Origin of the sequence: Vibrio toranzoniae (assembly GCF_024347655.1) — a bacterium.
GTDB lineage: Bacteria > Pseudomonadota > Gammaproteobacteria > Enterobacterales > Vibrionaceae > Vibrio > Vibrio toranzoniae.
In genome coordinates this window covers 2,576,998-2,596,275 of record NZ_AP025514.1, presented here as the reverse complement: position 1 = coordinate 2,596,275, position 19,278 = coordinate 2,576,998, and the positions used below count along the sequence as shown (strand labels likewise).

Genomic DNA, 19,278 nt, shown 5'->3' with positions numbered 1-19,278 from the left:
ACTGCAAAGCAGCTAATTTTAAGGCGGGTATCTATAGCAGAAAGAACGAATGGTGGCAAATACTCTTATTCAAACTTGCAATCAATGTGATTAGTTCTGCATCTTTGTTTAACTATTGATAAATTCAACAGCTTGTTTTAGTTGTATTTGAGTACTGCTGAGCTCTGCTTTATAGCAAAGCACTTCAACTCCAGCGTCTTGTGCTTGTTTTAGTAATAACGAATATTTGGCGTCTATATGGTGTGCCGCGGATACTTTTTCAATACCTGAATGTAAAACAGTGAATAAAAGTATGGCTCTATTTCCAGATTCGACCATTTCTGTGAGTTCACGCAGATGTTTTTGGCCTCTGGTTGTCACAGCATCAGGGAAAAAACCTTGTCCTTTGGTTGATGATTCTTGCTTAGTTGACGTTAATTGCTCGTCAAGCAAAGTGACGCTTTTGACTTCGATATAACAAGGCGGCTTTTCGTTATCTTCAAGCAGAATGTCGATTCGACTATTCTCACTGCCATATTTCACTTCAGTTCGTAACGCGTTGTAGCCTAAGAGTTCAACTATAGTCCCATTTTCAATTGCTTCCACTGCTAGCTGGTTTGCCCGAGCAGTATTTACACAAATACGGTGACCTTTGTCTGTTTCTGAGATCTCCCAGCTATTTGGGTACTTTCTTTTGGCGTTATCTGATGTTGAGTACCACACCGTGTTGCCAGGTGTCGCACATCCCGTCATCGCTCCAGTGTTAGCACAATGAATCGTACGCTCGCTGCCGTCTGGAAGTTTGATGTCAGTAAGAAAACGTTTATAGCGTTTAATAAGAGTCGCTGGCTCTAATGGCGGATTGAAGTGCATATTACTTATTTAGAGAGGTCAGTTTTTATGTACAATGCTGCCAACATTACACCACAAGGTTCTCCCATTGCCACAACTGCCCATAGAAGCTGTGATGCCAGATCTGCTCGCAGGCGTAGAAACACACACTCAACTTATTCTAAAGGCCGCTCCCGGTGCAGGTAAATCAACATTTTTCCCCTTGCAACTGGTTAAGACCAATGCTGTTCAAGGCAAAATTATCATGCTTGAACCTAGGCGTTTGGCGGCTAGGAATATTGCCACTTACTTGGCGAGCCAACTAGGAGAGAAGGTAGGGGAGAGCATAGGTTTTAGAGTTCGTGGTGAATCTAAAACCAGCAGTGCAACTCGTTTGGAGATCGTTACCGAAGGGATCATGACAAGAATGATCCAAACCGACCCTGAATTGAGCGGGATCGATATGGTGATCTTCGATGAGTTCCACGAGCGCAGCATTCATGCGGATACTGCTCTCGCTTTTAGTTTAGAGATCCAAGAGGCGTTGCGTGACGATCTAAAAGTGGTGGTGATGTCGGCGACATTAAACCAACAAGCTTTGCAGTCTTTATTGCCCAATGCCAAATACGTTGAATCCCAAGGTCGTACTTTTCCGGTTGAGTTCCGTTATCAGCCTCTTAATACCAATGAGTACTTAGCCCCTAAAATGGCTAGCGTGATTCGCTCTTTGATGGAGAAGGAATCCGGTTCGTTGTTGGCATTCTTACCTGGGGTGTCTGCGATTAAGCAGGTGGAGTCTCAACTAGAAAAACTCTCTAACGATATCGATGTGTGTCCTTTGTACGGTCAACTCAGCTTTCCTCAACAACAGAAAGCGATCGCACCGTCTGAGAAAGGGCGTCGAAAAGTGGTGTTGGCCACCAATATAGCGGAAACCTCTCTGACCATTGAGGGCATTCGGTTAGTGGTGGATTCTGGTCTTGAGCGAGTCGCCAAGTTTGATTTGAAAACCGGCATCACCAAGCTTGATCAAGTGAAAATCTCGCAGTCTTCCGCTGAGCAGCGTGCAGGCCGTGCAGGGCGAATTGAAGAAGGTTTGTGTGTTCGCTTGTACAGTGAAACGCAGTTAATGCATCAACCCGCTGTACCTGAGCCTGAAATTCTCCATTCGGATCTCTCTTCGCTGGTGGCTGAGTTGACGCAATGGGGCGCTGCAACTGCAGACGAGTTGCAATGGCTAGATGCTCCGCCACAAGCTTCAGTGGAACAAGCCAAGCAACTGCTGCAAAGCCTTGAGGTATTAGGCTGTAATGGCCAATTTACGGCGCTAGGTAAACAAGCTCAGCGTTTAGGTCTTGAGCCTCGTATCGCCAGCATGCTGATAAAAGCGCAACAGGGCAGCCAAGCATTGCTGAATGCCGCGATTGTCGCCGCCGCTTTACTTGAAGAGCCTGAACGCAACGTCACCGATATTCAGCATTCGTTGCACCGGCTTAAGCAAAGAAAGCATTCGAAAAACAACGTAGTGATGCAGCGAGCGAAAAGCCTCGCCAGCAAACTCAATCATCACGTAGATTTGTCACAACTTGACGAATCATTGTTACCATTAGTGCTTTGTTTTGCATTTCCTGACCGAATAGCTCAGGCGAGAAGCGCGACTGGCAGTGCTTTCCTTCTTGCGAATGGTCATGGAGCTGAGGTTCGTGATGATGATCCATTGGCGAATAACGATTACATCGTGGTGATTGATTTGATGCGCAGCACAGGACGAGCCAGTCAGGTTTTCTTGGCAACCGCTGTCGATATTGCGCAGTTAGAAGAAGCGTTTCCCAAACTCTTCGTCTGTTCAGATTATGCGGATTGGGATGAGAAGCGTGGCCGCTTGGTTGCTGAGCAGCGAGTGTCTTTGGGCAAACTGATTATCAGCACCAAAGCCTTACCTGAGCCGAGTGCGAATCAGGCAAGCCAAGCGCTACTCAATTATATCGATCGGTGTGGTCTTGATCGTTTACATTGGACGCCCGCCGCGAAGCAGCTAGTTGAACGTGTACGCTGCGCTCAGCTTTGGATGCCGGAGCATGATTGGCCTGCAATGGATGAGACTAGTTTAATTACACATCTAGATACCTGGTTGTCGCCGTATTTGAATGGCATTAAGTCAGCAAAAGGGTTGTCGAATGTGTCGATTGAACAGGCACTGTCGGCGTACCTTGGTTGGCCGTTGAATCAAGAAATCGACCAATGGCTACCGACGCATTACGTGATGCCTACAGGCAGTAAAAAAGCGATTCGATACCAATATCAATCGGAGCCTGTGATCTCGGTGCGAATGCAAGAAGTCTTTGGTGAACAAGACTCACCCTTGATAGCGCAAGGTCGTAAAAAAGTCGTGCTTGAGTTACTTTCTCCTGCGCAGAGACCATTGCAAATCACTCAAGATTTAGCTGGCTTTTGGGCTGGCGCGTACAAAGAAGTACAAAAAGAGATGAAAGGCCGTTACCCAAAACATCCTTGGCCTGATGATCCTGCTAACCATGTAGCAACCACTAAAACCAAACGACAGTTGAACCGATGATGACCAAAATGTTAACGCCAAAAAAGGCACCACCTAAAAAAGCGCCAGCAAAGAAGTCACCAGCGACCAAAGCCAAGCCTCGAAAACCGAGAGCTGCCGCGAAGAAGACCAAGCCAAGAGCCAAAAAATTGGGCAACCGAGGTTGGTTGAAAATCTTGTGGGGGATTGCTTGGAAAGCGGGTTTAGCCTTGGCTGCGCTATTGTTGTTTGTTGGTATCTACCTAGACTCTGTAGTCAAACAGCGATTTGAAGGTCAATTGTTTGATTTGCCAACCGTGGTTTATGCACGTGTGTTGGATCTGTCTCCGGGTACTGCGGTGAGTTTGACACAGGTTAAGAATGAACTGGATGTACTGAATTACCGTAAGGTGAACTCTCCTCGTCATCCGGGCGAGTACTCTTCCTCTTCAACCAAGATAGAGATGATTCGTCGTCCGTTTGAGTTTGTCGATGGGCCAGAAGCCGATCGTCATGTGATGCTGCACTTCAATGGCAACGAATTAACTCGAATCCAGTCGCTAGAGAGGAAAGGCGACATGGGTTACCTGCGTGTAGAGCCGAAAATGCTTGGCATGCTTGAAAAAAGTAACGATGAGCAGCGTTTGTTCTTAAAACGTAATCAATTCCCTGAAGTAATGGTTGATGCACTATTGGTAACCGAAGACCGAAACTTCTATCAACACGATGGAGTGTCCCCATTAGCGATAGCTCGTGCGATGGTGGTTAACGTTAAAGCGGGGCGCACGGTACAAGGTGGCAGTACGCTGACTCAACAGTTAGCGAAGAACCTGTTCCTATCTAGTGAGCGCACATTGTGGCGTAAGGTTCGTGAAGCCTACATTGCTCTGATCTTGGATCATCGTTATAGCAAAGACCGAATCTTAGAGGCTTACTTGAACGAGGTTTACTTAGGCCAAAATGGCGGTCAAGCCATTCATGGCTTCGGTTTGGCTTCGCGCTTGTATTTCGGTCAACCTATTCAAGAGCTTCGTATTGACCAATTAGCGTTGCTTGTCGGAATGGTGAAAGGACCATCGTATTATAACCCCGTTCGTTACCCTGAGCGTGTCAAAGCTCGTCGTGATTTGGTACTTCGTTTACTAATGCAACAAGACATACTGACACCGAAACAGTATGAAGAAGCCGCGAGTCGCGATCTGGATATTCAAGACAACCCGCGTATTGCGAGCCGTCAGCCTGCGTATTTTCAACAGGTCAACATTGAACTGAAAAAGTATGTGGGTGAGCGATTTGAAGCCAAGAAAGGGATACGAGTTTTTACCTCTCTGGACCCGGTTTCTCAAGACCAATTAGAAAAATCCATAGCACGTAAGGTGCCTGAGTTATCCAAAACCGGAGGTAATCAGCTTGAAGCCGCGGCGATTGCTGTCGATAGGAATACCGGTGAAATCCGTGCGATGGTAGGGGGGAAGCGTACTGGCTACGATGGCTTCAACCGTGCTCTGAATGCGAGCCGCCCTATTGGTTCACTGGTGAAGCCTGCAATTTATCTGACAGCATTGGAACAGCCACAAAAGTACACGCTTGCGACGACTTTGATGGATACTCCACTCAGTTTGAAAGGCAGTAAAGGCAGCGTCTGGAGCCCGAGAAACTTCGATCGTAAGTTCCGCGGTGAAGTGCCTTTGTATGTGGCACTTTCGAAGTCTTATAACGTGCCAACGGTTCGATTGGGGATGCAGCTAGGCATTGATAGTGTCTCAGATACGATTGGAAAGTTGGGCGTCGATAAAAAAGAGATTCGTCCAGTACCATCGATGTTCTTAGGTGCGTTCTCATTGACACCGTTTCAGGTAGCACAGATGTACCAGACGATCACTAACTCTGGGCGTATCGCGCCGTTATCGGCACTTCGTTCAGTGGTTGATAATGACGGTGAGGTTTTATATCAATCGATTCCTCGCGTATCGCAAAGTGTTGATCAGCAAGCGGCTTGGCTAACGACTTATGCGATGAAACGTGGTGTGTCGGAAGGGACTGGTCGCTTCCTACAAGGTCAGTTTTCATGGGCTGGTTTAGCCGGTAAAACGGGTACTAGTAACGACAGCCGAGACAGTTGGTTTGTTGGGGTTGATGGCCGTGAGGTAACGACGATATGGCTAGGGCGCGATGACAATAAACCGACCAAATTAACGGGTTCTAGCGGTGCATTGCGTGTTTATGCTGATTACCTAAAGCAGAGAACGCCAGAACAACTATTACTGCCTTGGCCTACTGGAATCTCTACGGCACGCTTCACTCGCGCTTCTGACGGTGCTTTAGAGTTTAACTGTGACGGTGCAGTTAAGTTACCCGTTTGGGATGAGAGTGGCAGTATTAAGAAGGGTTGTGAAAGTCAGCCAAAACAGTGGCTAAAAAAGCTTTTTCAGTGGTAAAGTCGCAGCAGAAAACAATGACAAGGATAGTTTAAATAATGATTTCTCGTTGGCTAGTGAGTGGGTTAGGCATTGTCGGTACTGTGTTCAGTTTTCAGCTGTTTGCATATACAGCGGTGAAGGTTGATGAGTCTCAGCAGACTGAGCAAGTGAGTAAAAGGCCAACGGTTGCTGTTGTGCTTGCTGGTGGAGGAGCCAAAGGTGCAGCTCATATTGGGGTACTTAAAGCCTTAGAAGAGATGCGAATTCCGGTGGATTATATTACCGGCACCAGCATGGGCTCTTACGTTGGTGGATTGTATGCGACAGGAATGAGTGCCGACGAGATTGAAAGTTTTATTTATACGGTAGATTGGAATCGTGGTTACCGAGATCGTGTTAACCGTAGTGATCGCCGAGTACGTGATAAAGAATATGAAGACCGCTATCAGCTAAACACCGACCTAGGATTAGGTTGGGGAGAAGTCAAAGCGAGTAAAGGTGTGGTACAAGGGCAGAATATGCTGCGTATTCTACGTGAGACTACGGGTAACTTAGCCCCGATAGACTCTTTTGATCACCTTGCTATCCCTTATCGTTCAGTCGCAACGGACATTATCGCTCTTGAAGAAGTGGTCATCGACCATGGTTATCTTGTTGATGCCATGATGGCAAGTATGTCGGTGCCCGGAGCGCTTCCACCTTATGAAGTCGAGGGGCGAATGCTCGTTGATGGCGGCGTGACCAATAATATGCCTGTTGACGTTGCAAGAGCGATGGGCGCTGACATCGTTATCGCCGTTGATATTAGTACTAACTATAAAGGTATGGAAGACTACACCAATTTTCTAGCGGCCGCCGATCAACTCTCTAATTACCTTGTTCGCCGTAGTACTCAAGATCAAGCCGCTACGTTAACGGAGGGCGATGTGTTCTTGCGCCCCGATGTTGGACAAATGGAAACGACAGAGTTCGATAAAATGCCGACGGCTTACCATGCCGGATACGAGGAAGCTAAGCAGTATACCGATCAGCTTTCCAAGTTGTCGCTCTCCTATGCGGACTACCAACACTATATTGATGATAAACAGAAGGCTCGTAGACAGCTTAAACACGGTGACAAAACTGTGGTCGACAAAGTGGTTATCAATAACAACACCCATTACTCAGATAAGCTGATTGGAAACCGTTTAAACCTCGATTCTGGTGAGGTTCTTAAAACCAGTGAAATCGAATCTAAAGTACAAGATCTCTATGCATTAGATAGGTTTGAGTTGGTCACTTATGAATTTGAGACTGTTGATGGCGAAGAGCAGCTACAAGTGGATGTTAATGAAAAGTCTTGGGGCCCAAACTACCTCAATTTTCGATTCTTTCTTGAAGATGACTTCTCTACAGAAAGCCAATACTCGATTGGTATCTCTGCCAACTTTACCGATATTAATCAACATGGTGCTGAGTTGAGAACCAACGTCGAGATGGGGACTGATAAGAGAATTGAAGCCGAGCTTTTCTCGCCATTCTTTTCGAGTCAAAAATTGTTCACTTCAGCATCGGTTGTTTATAGCAAAGAGAACCGAAATCTACCGGCAGATATTGACGATATTGAAGAACCGACACTGGACGTAACGAAAGATTATCTCCCAATGACGTATAGTGAATATATCGGTGAACTGGCATTAGGCTATCAACCTACCTTGTGGCAAGAACTGAAATTTGGTCTTCGTTATACTTATGGGGATGTTGAGGTATCTTCGTTACCTTCACTGGGCAGCGGTGGCTTCAAGCGTCTTGGTGGATTTATGGGTTACCGACTGGATACTTTGGATAACTTCAGCTTGCCGACCAAGGGTTACTTTGTCGATTTAGAGTACCTTGTCTCTCATGATGACTTTGAAAATGACAGTTCGCTTGGGGATTCTGATTTAACATCGAATAGTGATACTGTTTATGAGTTTTCAGCAAACTTCATGGCTGCACAAAGTATTGAGAAGCATACTTTAGTCGCAAAGCTGGATTTTGGTATGGTCGAAAGCAAAAACTCTGTTTTTCCCATTGATCCGAAAGAGCTTGGTGGATTCCTGAATTTATCCGGTATCCCAAGAAACAGCCTAATAGGCCAGAACTTAGCGTATAGCAGCTTAACTTATCGATACAAGTGGTTTGAAAACGACTTTGGTTTGTTTGAGTCTCCATTCTATATAGGTGCATCGATAGAACATGGTGGAGTATGGTCTAACAATGAGCTGAGCATTGATGAAGCGCCAATGTTCACGGCTGGTTCAGTTTTTGCTGGAGTAGACTCCCCAATAGGGCCCATTATTCTGGCTTATGGACGAACCGAAGATAACTACGACTCGGTCTACTTAATTATTGGCACGTCTTACAAATAAACATGAGTGGGAGAAGTGTTTAACTGCGTAAATAGGTAAAAATAGTAAGACTTTCGTCTTAACTTGCTATGTTGGTCAAAATGATAAGATTTTAATTTAACGTTAAATTTGCTATTCTACCGCCCACAGTTTGGCCTCTATGACGCCGCTCATCAATACAAATTGAATGACAAAAATGGCAATGGAGAGCCAAGTTTCCAAGGATGTCCACTTCTTTATTTTACTAATAATTATGAAGGTAAGAAGTGAACCGCAATGAGAGGAAAAAGTCGTGCTTGAAGCCTACCGTAAACACGTCGCAGAGCGTGCTGCCGAAGGAGTTGTTCCAAAACCACTAGATGCTGAGCAGGTAGCTGGCCTAGTTGAACTTCTGAAGAATCCACCTCAAGGTGAAGAAGAAATCATTCTTGACCTACTAGAAAACCGCATTCCACCAGGCGTTGATGAAGCTGCTTATGTAAAAGCTGGTTTCCTTACGGCTATCACAAAAGGTGAAGTAGCTTCTCCACTAGTAAGTAAAGAAAAAGCGGCTGAGCTGCTTGGCACTATGCAAGGCGGTTACAACATCGAGTCTCTAGTATCCCTACTTGATGATGCTGAGCTAGCTCCAATCGCTGTTAAAGCACTGTCTCATACTCTACTGATGTTTGATGCGTTCTACGACGTAGAAGAGAAAGCAAAAGCTGGCAATGCTGCTGCACAACAAGTACTTCAATCTTGGGCTGATGCTGAATGGTTTACAGCGAAAGATAAAGTAGCAGAAAAAATCACCGTTAAAGTATTTAAAGTCACTGGTGAAACGAACACCGATGACCTATCTCCTGCGCCAGATGCATGGTCACGTCCTGATATCCCAGTACACGCAAAGGCGATGCTGAAGATGGAGCGTGAAGGCATTACTCCTGACGATCAGGGTAACGTTGGTCCAATTACTCAAATTGAAGAACTACAAAAAGATGGCATTCCACTGGCTTACGTTGGTGATGTTGTGGGTACCGGTTCTTCGCGTAAATCAGCGACAAACTCCGTGCTCTGGTTCATGGGTGAAGATATCCCATTTGTACCAAACAAGCGCACTGGTGGTGTTTGTCTAGGTGGTAAAATTGCTCCAATCTTCTACAACACAATGGAAGATTCAGGCGCACTACCTATTGAACTGAACGTACAAGACATGAACATGGGCGATATTATTGATATCTACCCGTACGAAGGTGTTGTTCACAAAAACGGTTCTGTGATTTCAAACTTCGAACTCAGCAAAGTGCTTCTAGATGAAGTTCGTGCTGGTGGTCGTATTCCACTGATCATCGGTCGTGGCCTTACAGGTCGAGCTCGTGATTCTCTTGGCTTAGCTGAAACCGATTTGTTTGCTAAACCAATTGATCCTTCTGCTTCTGATAAAGGCTACACGCTTGCTCAGAAGATGGTAGGTAAAGCATGTGGTGTTGAAGGCGTTCGCGCTGGTCAGTACTGTGAGCCTAAGATGACAACCGTAGGTTCTCAAGATACAACGGGCCCTATGACGCGTGATGAGCTTAAAGATCTTGCATGTCTTGGCTTCTCTGCTGATTTGGTTATGCAGTCTTTCTGTCACACGTCGGCATACCCGAAACCTGTTGATGTTAACACTCACCATACGCTGCCTGATTTCATCATGAACCGTGCGGGTGTTTCACTACGTCCGGGTGATGGTGTTATCCACTCATGGCTAAACCGCATGTTGCTTCCTGATACTGTTGGTACCGGTGGTGACTCGCATACTCGTTTCCCACTAGGTATTTCGTTCCCTGCGGGTTCTGGTCTAGTCGCATTCGCGGCGGCAACCGGTGTTATGCCGCTTGATATGCCTGAATCTATCTTGGTTCGTTTTAAAGGTGAAATGCAGCCAGGTATCACGCTACGTGACCTAGTACACGCAATTCCTCTATACGGTATCAAGCAAGGTCTACTGACTGTAGAGAAAGCTGGTAAGATCAACGAATTCTCTGGTCGCGTACTAGAAATTGAAGGTGTTGAGCACCTATCTGTTGAGCAAGCATTCGAACTGTCTGATGCATCTGCTGAGCGTTCTGCTGCAGGTTGTACGGTTAAGCTTTCTGAAGAGTCTATCTCTGAGTACTTGAACTCGAACATCGTGATGCTTAAGTGGATGATCGCTGAAGGCTACGGTGACGTGCGTACTATTGAGCGCCGTATTACGGCAATGGAAGAGTGGCTAGCAAACCCTGAGTTGTTGTCTGCTGATTCAGATGCTGAATACGCTCATGTTATTGAAATTGATCTTGCTGACATCGACCAACCAATCCTATGTGCACCAAACGATCCAGATGATGCTCGTCTTCTTTCTGACGTTCAAGGTACTGAGATTCAAGAAGTGTTCATCGGTTCTTGTATGACAAACATCGGTCACTTCCGTGCAGCAGGTAAGATGCTTGAAGAGTTTAACGGCTCACTAAATACGCGTCTATGGGTGGCTCCGCCAACGAAGATGGATAAAGACCAGCTGACAGAAGAGGGTTACTACGGCATCTTTGGCCGTGCTGGGGTTCGTATTGAAACTCCGGGTTGTTCTCTATGTATGGGTAACCAAGCTCGTGTCGCAGACAAGTCGACGGTAATGTCTACGTCTACTCGTAACTTCCCGAACCGTTTGGGTAATGGTGCGAACGTTTATCTAGCGTCTGCTGAGCTTTCAGCTGTTGGCGCGATTCTTGGCCGCATCCCGACCAAAGAAGAGTACTTAGAGTATGCAGAGAAGGTTAATGCAACGGCTGCTGACACATACCGTTACCTGAATTTCCATAAAATGGGTCAGTACACGGAAAAAGCGGATACAGTTATCTTCCAAGAGCCAGCTTAGTTCCTCGTTATATTTGTAGCTGCAGCGTTGTTGACTGCGTACGTTCACTCTAATCACATAGAGCTTCTATGCTCATAGGGATGAACTTACTTGTCGCCTAGCTGCAACTCCAACTATTTAGAGGAACCCAAATGATAGAGCGTCTACTTCGGTAGGCGTTTTTTTATGTCTGAATCTAGGACGACGAGCGACTCGATCTCTTGATGACTTAGCTATATACTCTCGCCTCATTTTTTACTACCTATTTATTGAGCCTTATTTTTATTAGCGCTTTGGAGTCTTATGGAATTCGAATTTGTTAGAAACACTCTAATGGGTGAATACTATGTGAAATGCAGCATGGGCCATGAGATTGTTGGCCGTTGGCTTCAAGAAGAGATCGGTAAAGATAAGCAGAAATTAGATCATGTGATGGCGCTTATTGATCGCTCCCGACAGGATCTGAGTAATGAGGTGACGCTACTCGGTAAAGAGATCAGCCTAGCGATCAATGAAGATGAAGTCACGATTCAAGAAAACGTACTCGGCCACGAGCAAGAGATGGAAGAAGGCAGTGAGTTTGATTTCTATAACTGTGAAAGCCAGGCAAGCTGTGGAATCGATGATTTCGAGCTACTCATTGATCGTTGGATGGATTTCTTGGGTTACTAGCTGTTTCGGGCTTTTAAGGTTCCCGTTGCCCAAAACTGGAGCAACAATAGCGTTACGCATTAAGATAGTGAAAAGGCTGCACCGCATTGGTGCAGCCTTTTTTGTTATTACGGCCTTGTTTATGTTATCCCCTTTAATATCAATAGTTTAATTTTTTGGCACGCTACTTGGATTGTAATAAGAGAATGAACGGATTACTGAAGAATTTAAGGAACGAATATGAAAATAATAAATGCCATTGTTAAGCCATTCAAATTAGACGATGTACGTGAAGCACTCTCTGATGTGGGCATTGAAGGTATGACGGTTTCTGAAGTGAAAGGTTTCGGTCGTCAGAAGGGACACACTGAATTGTATCGTGGTGCGGAATACCAAGTTGATTTTCTACCGAAGGTAAAGATAGAGATTGCAACCCAAGCAGAGAATGTTGACCGAGTTGTTGAAGCGATTAGCCAAGCGGCACACACCGGGAAAATAGGTGATGGCAAAATCTTTGTGTATGACCTAAGCCAAGCCGTACGAATTCGTACTGGTGAAATGGATGCTGAAGCACTTTAAAGAATTACAAGGACTGGAGACTTTAATATGGAACTTACAACAACAGTAACGGAACTACGTTACGCACTAGACACTTTTTTCTTCCTCATTTCGGGTGCGTTGGTAATGTGGATGGCAGCAGGCTTCGCGATGTTAGAAGCTGGCTTAGTTCGTTCAAAGAACACCACAGAAATTTTAACTAAGAATATCTGTTTGTACGCCATTGCTTGTACGACTTTCTTAGTGGTTGGCTACAACATCATGTATGTAAACAATGGCGAAGGCGGCTGGTTACCTTCGTTTGGTGCTTTAATTGGTACGCAGGGTGAAGGTGCAGATCACTCTCTAGAGTCTGATTTCTTCTTCCAAGTCGTATTCGTCGCAACAGCAATGTCTGTCGTTTCAGGTGCGGTTGCTGAGCGTATGAAGCTTTGGTCATTCCTAATCTTCTCTGTTGTACTAACAGCGTTTATCTACCCGATGGAAGGTTACTGGACTTGGGGCGGTGGTTTCCTATCTGAAGCGGGTTTCAGTGACTTCGCTGGTTCAGGTATTGTACACATGGCTGGTGCTTCAGCAGCGTTAGCTGGTGTTTTACTATTAGGTGCTCGTAAAGGTAAATACGGGAAAAATGGTGCAATCTATCCAATTCCTGGTTCAAATATGCCACTAGCAACATTAGGTACCTTCATTCTTTGGTTCGGTTGGTTTGGTTTTAACGGTGGTTCTCAACTTATGGTTTCAGATTTTGAGAATGCGACAGCAGTGGGGCAAATCTTTCTGAATACAAATGCGGCAGCAGCAGCGGGTGCCATTGCAGCACTACTAGTATGTAAGACAACTTGGGGTAAAGCAGACCTAACAATGGTACTGAACGGTGCATTAGCTGGTTTAGTTGCTATTACGGCAGATCCACTATCTCCTTCTCCATTATTTGCGGTCGCTATTGGTTCAGTATCTGGTGCATTAGTGGTATTCAGTATCATTGCTCTAGATAAAGCTAAGATTGATGATCCTGTAGGTGCTATCTCTGTACACGGTGTGTGTGGTTTCTTCGGCCTAATGGCTGTGCCACTAAGCAACGCTGATGCAACATTTGGTGCTCAACTACTGGGTGCTGCAGTCATCTTTGCTTGGGTATTCGGTGCGAGCCTAGCGGTATGGGCTGTGCTTAAAGCAACAATCGGCATTCGCGTCACTGAAGATGAAGAACTTGAAGGTATGGACATGCACGATTGTGGTGTAGGCGCTTACCCAGAGTTTGTATCAGTAAAGTAAGAGCAGCAGTAACCGCCTGATCTGAAAAGTTAAGCTGTAAAGTAAAGCCCTTCAACTCATGGTTGTAGGGCTTTACTATTTATAGTCGCCTGGCTCAGGCTGTGATATATCAAGCGAGGCTAAGTGTTTAACTAGAAATTGTGATGAGAATGGTTGTAATATATTGTTACAAAAGTGCGAGTTTTAAGATGCTGAACGGAGTGTTTTTTTGTCGGTCGTCATTGTAATTATGTTATTGATGAATATAATAACGCAACTGATAGACATTATCATTTCGATATAAAGGACTTTACAATGAAGAAACTGCTAACACTTTCAGCTCTAGCGTGTAGTGTAATTGCTCCGACAGCAATGGCTGCGGAAGAAGTAAATGTGTACTCTTACCGTCAACCTTTCCTAGTTGAGCCAATGTTCAAGGAATTCACGAAAGAGACTGGCATTAAAGTAAACGTTAAGTTTGCTAAAAAAGGTTTAGCAGAAAAGTTAGCTCAAGAGGGTGAATACAGCCCTGCTGACGTTGTATTAACTGTCGATATCAGCCGTCTATCTGAACTTACTAAACAAGATCTAGTTCAATCTGTTGAAAGTGATGTACTGGAAAAGAACATTCCCGCTCAATACCAAGATACTGCTAACGAGTGGTTTGCTCTAACAACTCGTACACGTAGCGTTTATTCTTCGCGTGACCGTGTTGGTCGCCTAGGTGAAGAGTTCACTTATGAAGATTTAACTAAGCCTGAATTTAAAGGTAAAATCTGTACACGTAGCGGCAAGCATCCATACAATGTTTCTCTAGTATCTTCAATGATCGCTCATAAAGGTGAAGCTGAAACGAAAGAATGGCTAGAAGGCGTAAAAGCAAACCTAGCTCGTAAGCCTCAAGGCAACGACCGTGCGCAAGTTAAAGCAATCAAAGAAGGCCTGTGTGACGTTGCTCTTGGTAACAGCTACTACCTAGGTAAGATGATTAACGATAAAGAACAAAAAGCTTGGGCTGATGCGGTTTATATCAACTTCCCTAACCAAGAAACAACAGGTACTCACGTAAATATCTCTGGTATGGCAATGGCTAAATTCTCTCCAAATAAAGAGAATGCCGTTAAGCTGATGGAATTCCTTTCTGGTAACACAGCACAAGGAATGTATGCAGAAGTAAACTATGAATACCCAGTTAAAGTCGATGTGAAGCCTTCTGAACTTGTTGCTTCATGGGGTGAATTCAAAGCTGATACTATTTCTCTAGACCAAATTGCTGACCACCACGCGGCTGCAATCAAGCTATTAGACGAAGTTAAGTTCGATCTATAACTTATTCTTGTAGGCTTTTGCCCGCAAAAAATCACAACCCCAAGTCGCCACTTTTTGGCCACTTGGGGTTGTTTGTTTTTTGAAAGTCACTTTTTGATACAAAGCTCGCCGTTAATCCTCTGAGTTATGAGCATCTCACCTTGAAGTCATTACAGTATATGGGTATAAATACCCCCACCATTAAAAGGATATGAGATGTATTTGCAAATGCATTTGTGTTTCATTAAGCCTCGTTGTAGTTAGGCGATGAAAGAGAAGAATTATTTATGGAACACCAGCAGCGTCATCATTGCTGTATTGCTGGTTTTACCTGTCTTAGCGATTTTTACGACTGCTGTTGGAGAAACTGATGAGCTGTTTTCTCATCTGATATCTACAGTGATGCCCACCTATGCTTATAATACGGTGGTTTTAGTCATAGGAACCATGTTCCTGTCTTTAGTTTTTGGTATTCCGTCGGCTTGGGTTATGGCAATGTGCCGTGTTCCGGGGGAGCGTGTTTTGCAATGGGCACTCGTACTACCATTAGCAATGCCTGGCTATATTATCGGCTATATCTTTACCGACTGGTTCGATTTCGCCGGGCCTATTCAGATCCTATTACGGGATTTGACTGGATGGGTACCCGGAGAGTATTGGTTTCCAGATATCAGAACCTTGTCGGGCGCTATTATTGTTCTATCTCTCGTCCTTTATCCTTATATTTATTTGTTGTGCCGTGCAGCATTCATGGAACAAAATGTATCTCTATTGCAGTCGGCTCGGTTGCTTAAATGTTCGCCTTGGGAGAGTTTTCGCCGTATTTCATTACCGCTTGTTCGCCCATCAATGGCGGTAGGTTTGTCTCTTGTTGCGATGGAAACCATCGGTGACTTCGGTACTGTAAGTTACTTTGCTGTTAACACACTAACGACTGCGGTTTACGATACTTGGTTGGGCTATTCGAGCCTAACAGCCGCAGCAAAAATATCGGCAATCATGTTGGTGATCGTCATTCTCTTATTGAGTACCGAGCGATATAGCCGTCGTAAACAGAAACTGTTCCAGAATCAATTCAGCAGTCGCGAAGACTTTCGCTACGATCTTTCCGGTTGGAGAAAGTGGTTGGCACTGTTCTGGTGTTGGGGGTTAGTGTGCGTTGCATTCTTGTTCCCTCTTGGCCAGTTAATGATCTATGCCTACAAATATTTTGCGCAAAGTTGGACGCCTGAATTCAGAGAGTACGCCGTTAATAGCCTTTATGTGTCTGTAGTTGCGGCGATTATTGGCGTTATCATTGCGATGATTGTGAATTTTAATCAGCGTGTTAGCCCAAGTAAGAAAAACCAGGCTTACATGAGACTTGCTTCAATGGGTTATGCCGTTCCAGGCACCGTGTTAGCGATTGGCGTGATGGTACCTGTGTTGTTTATGGATCACTTGGTCAATGACATCGCTAAAGTGATGGAGTGGGGACGACCAGGACTTATTTTCTCTGGTTCCATGTTTGCACTTATCTTTGCCATGGTGGTGCGTTTTTCGGCGGTTGCCATTGGCAGTATCGAAAGTAGCTTGAGTAAAGTATCTCCTTCATTGGATATGGCTTCTAAAACCATGGGTTGTAATACCAACCAGATGTTACGTCGTGTTCATTTACCTTTGATTAAACGCGGCGCGTTGATCGCAGGTTTATTGGTGTTTATCGAATCAATGAAAGAGTTAAATGCGGCATTGTTGTTACGTCCTTTCAATTTCGAAACATTGGCGACTTATGTTTATAACTATGCCTCAGACGAACACCTAGAGTTAGCGGCGATGCCTGCTGTATTATTGGTGCTGGTGGGTTTAATTCCTCTGATCATCGTAAACCGTTCCTTGGAGCAGAAACACTAATGAGTTGTGCATTATCAATTAAAGAGCTGACGTGTAAGTATGAGTCGCAAACCATTTTGGAAGCGCTTTCTTTAGAAGTTGAGCATGGTGAAATTGTTTGTCTGCTTGGTGCCAGTGGCTGCGGAAAAACCACCTTGCTTAAGGCGATCGCGGGTTTACTTCCATTGAGTAGCGGCGTAATGAGCTTAAACTGTCAAACCATCGATGATGGTGAGAGTTGGTTACCACCAGAACAACGAAACATTGGTATGATTTTCCAAGATTACGCCTTGTTCCCGCACTTGACGGTCAACCAGAATGTCGGTTTTGGCTTGAAAGATCTCTCTGAGCATCAAAAGAAAGAGAAGGTCCAAGAGATGTTGGAGTTGGTTCATTTAGATGAATTCGGTGACCGATATCCACACCAACTTTCAGGTGGTCAACAGCAGCGTGTTGCGATTGCTCGTTCTTTGGCATATAAGCCAGATCTACTTTTGTTGGATGAACCTTTCTCGAACATTGATACTCAAGTGCGTCATGAGTTGATTTCTCAGATTCGTAAAATCTTTAAGAAACAGGGTGTCACAGCTATCTTCGTAACTCACAGCCGTGAAGAAGCGTTCGCGTTTGCAGATAAGATGGCAGTAATGAACCATGGTGTGATTGAACAGTATGGTTCGGCCTCTGAGTTGTATTTCCATCCTTCGAGTAAGTTCGTTGCAGATTTTTTGGGCGGCGGTAGCTATCTCAATGCACAGCGTGTTTCAGAACATGAATTTGAAACCAGTTTGGGTATGATTGAAGCCAAACCGCAAACGGAGATTGAGTTCGGCAATACTTGTGAGCTTCTGCTAAGACCTCAGCATATACAAGCAAGTTACGAGCAAGGTAGTGCTATTTCGGTGCTAGAACAGCAATTTATGGGCGACCACTGTCGTTATGTAATCGAAGCGCATGGTCAGAAGTTATTAGCAACTTCATCAGAAGCACTTGAAGTGGGTATGCCGGTCAACGTAAAAGTCGATACCAAAGGCGTATTAGCTTTTTAAAGAGATATAACGCGATACTAATCGTTACAAGAATCGCTATAAAAAAGCCCAGCACTTTAATCAAGTACTGGGCAAGGGTTCTTCACTTATAGGTTTTAACAAGGCAGTAATTTGTTAAGTCCCATTTAAAACTGCTGCACTCTATAAGCCTATAGAGAGAGGAAGTCTTTCACTTTTTGAAGAACACGTTCTGCAGTGTCTTTATCTTCCATTTCAGCGAAGATTCGTAGTAATGGCTCTGTTCCTGAGAAACGAGCAATTACCCAGCCGCCATTCTTGAAGTACACCTTAGCACCATCTTCATAGCTGACTTTTTCAATTTCATATTCAAATTCAGGCAGTTGCTTCTCGACGTAGATCTTAGTGTAGAGCGCTTCTTTCTCTGAAGGCTTAAACTTACAATCGCCTTCTGCGGTGTAGGCATAGCCATATTTAGAGTAAATCTCATCAAGTAATTCAGACAGCTTCTTACCTGTTACGCTGATCATCTCAACCAGTAGGCTTGACGCGAAGACGCCATCTTTACCCTTGATGTGACCACGAATGGTTAAACCACCTGAACTTTCACCACCAATCAGAGAGTCATCGGCTTCCATTTGCGAGCTGATATGCTTAAAGCCTACCGGAACCTCAAAGCTCTTTTCGCCATGATCCGCCGCGACTTTATCGAGTAGGTGTGTGGTTGCGATGTTACGAACTACAGAACCTTTCCAGCCCTTGTATTCCAACAAGTAGTAGTAAAGCAGTAGCAGCACTTCGTTAGGGTGAATGAAGTGACCTTTCTCATCGATGATACCCAAACGGTCGGCATCGCCATCGGTACCAATACCAATGTCATAACCTTCTGCCGCGACTAAGTGCTTCAAACGATACAGCGTTGCTGCGCTTGGAGAAGGCATTAGGCCACCGAAGTCTGGGTTTTTGCCGTCGTTGATTACGTCGACATCACAACGACCGTTGATAAGAACCGTTTGTAGAGCATTTTTAGCCACACCAAACATTGGGTCGATCAGTACGCGTAGATTCGCTTTCTTAATCGATTCAATATCGATGGTATTAATGATGGAATCAACAAAGGCGTTCATCGGGTTGATGATTTCGATCTCTTTGTCATTCAACGCTTGTTCGAAATCGACACGAATAACATCTTCGTTGGTTAGGGTTGCGATTTGCTGTTCGATCTTCTCTGTGATGATCTCATCAGCATCACGGCCACCTTCAATAAAAATCTTAATGCCGTTGTAGTCTGCTGGGTTGTGAGAAGCGGTGATACATGCCGAGTAGGTGCAGCCCATCTCTTTCGCTTGGAACATTACGATAGGAGTTGGAACGAACTTATCGATGAAGCTCACTTTGATGTTGTTCGCCGCAAGTACTTCTGCAAACCAACACGCGGCTTTATCTGAAAGGAAGCGGCGGTCATAGCCGATCACAAATCCGTTCTTTGCCGCTCCTTCATTGTTGATGATGTTTGCCAGTGCTTGCGCCACAAGGCGAACGTTCTCTCTGGTGAACTCTTCACCAATGAAAGCGCGCCAACCACCTGTACCAAATTTAATCATTAGAAAATCCTTTTTGTCTCATTGTCTCA

The 19,278-nt window shown here is 44.9% G+C and carries 12 protein-coding genes; 10 read left to right on the top strand and 2 right to left on the bottom strand.

Annotation, left to right across the window (positions count from 1 at the left end):
• Window positions 1-108: 108 nt before the first annotated feature.
• Complete coding sequence (gene sfsA / locus OCU50_RS11600) at window positions 109-852, bottom strand: DNA/RNA nuclease SfsA (RefSeq protein ID WP_017056630.1); 744 nt, start codon at window positions 850-852, stop codon at window positions 109-111.
• Window positions 853-946: 94 nt separating this feature from the next.
• Between sfsA and hrpB the strand changes: the two genes are divergently transcribed.
• The 10 genes from hrpB to OCU50_RS11550 all read left to right on the top strand — a co-directional run bounded on the left by hrpB (window position 947) and on the right by OCU50_RS11550 (window position 17,687).
• Complete coding sequence (hrpB, locus tag OCU50_RS11595) at window positions 947-3,385, top strand: ATP-dependent helicase HrpB (protein WP_235588155.1); 2,439 nt, start codon at window positions 947-949, stop codon at window positions 3,383-3,385.
• Window positions 3,382-5,781 carry a penicillin-binding protein 1B gene (mrcB, locus tag OCU50_RS11590; protein WP_060468570.1) on the top strand — a complete coding sequence of 800 codons (2,400 nt, stop codon included), beginning with the start codon at window positions 3,382-3,384 and terminating at the stop codon, window positions 5,779-5,781. Before hrpB ends, mrcB begins: the two co-directional genes overlap by 4 nt.
• Before the next feature lie 38 nt (window positions 5,782-5,819).
• Complete coding sequence (locus tag OCU50_RS11585) at window positions 5,820-8,153, top strand: patatin-like phospholipase family protein (RefSeq protein ID WP_060468569.1); 2,334 nt, start codon at window positions 5,820-5,822, stop codon at window positions 8,151-8,153.
• A gap of 271 nt (window positions 8,154-8,424) precedes the next feature.
• Window positions 8,425-11,013: a bifunctional aconitate hydratase 2/2-methylisocitrate dehydratase gene (gene acnB / locus OCU50_RS11580; protein ID WP_060468568.1), complete on the top strand. Its 2,589-nt coding sequence runs from the start codon at window positions 8,425-8,427 to the stop codon at window positions 11,011-11,013.
• 282 nt (window positions 11,014-11,295) lie between these two features.
• Entirely contained in the window at window positions 11,296-11,664 is a 369-nt protein-coding gene (locus tag OCU50_RS11575; RefSeq protein ID WP_060468567.1) for a YacL family protein, read from the top strand.
• Between the two features lie 219 nt (window positions 11,665-11,883).
• On the top strand, window positions 11,884-12,222 hold the full coding sequence (gene glnK / locus OCU50_RS11570) for a P-II family nitrogen regulator (RefSeq protein ID WP_017056636.1): 339 nt from the start codon (window positions 11,884-11,886) through the stop codon (window positions 12,220-12,222).
• Window positions 12,223-12,249: 27 nt separating this feature from the next.
• Window positions 12,250-13,479 carry an ammonium transporter gene (locus OCU50_RS11565; protein ID WP_017056637.1) on the top strand — a complete coding sequence of 410 codons (1,230 nt, stop codon included), beginning with the start codon at window positions 12,250-12,252 and terminating at the stop codon, window positions 13,477-13,479.
• 294 nt (window positions 13,480-13,773) lie between these two features.
• Window positions 13,774-14,787: a Fe(3+) ABC transporter substrate-binding protein gene (locus OCU50_RS11560; RefSeq protein ID WP_060468566.1), complete on the top strand. Its 1,014-nt coding sequence runs from the start codon at window positions 13,774-13,776 to the stop codon at window positions 14,785-14,787.
• A gap of 246 nt (window positions 14,788-15,033) precedes the next feature.
• Window positions 15,034-16,659, top strand: coding sequence for an ABC transporter permease (locus OCU50_RS11555; protein WP_060468565.1), 1,626 nt, complete (start codon window positions 15,034-15,036; stop codon window positions 16,657-16,659).
• Window positions 16,659-17,687, top strand: a complete 1,029-nt coding sequence (locus OCU50_RS11550; RefSeq protein WP_060468564.1) for an ABC transporter ATP-binding protein — start codon at window positions 16,659-16,661, stop codon at window positions 17,685-17,687. Before OCU50_RS11555 ends, OCU50_RS11550 begins: the two co-directional genes overlap by 1 nt.
• A 149-nt stretch (window positions 17,688-17,836) precedes the next feature.
• On the opposite strand, the gene OCU50_RS11545 is transcribed toward OCU50_RS11550, so the two are convergent.
• Entirely contained in the window at window positions 17,837-19,249 is a 1,413-nt protein-coding gene (locus tag OCU50_RS11545) for a phosphoglucomutase/phosphomannomutase family protein (protein ID WP_060468563.1), read from the bottom strand.
• Window positions 19,250-19,278: the final 29 nt, after the last annotated feature.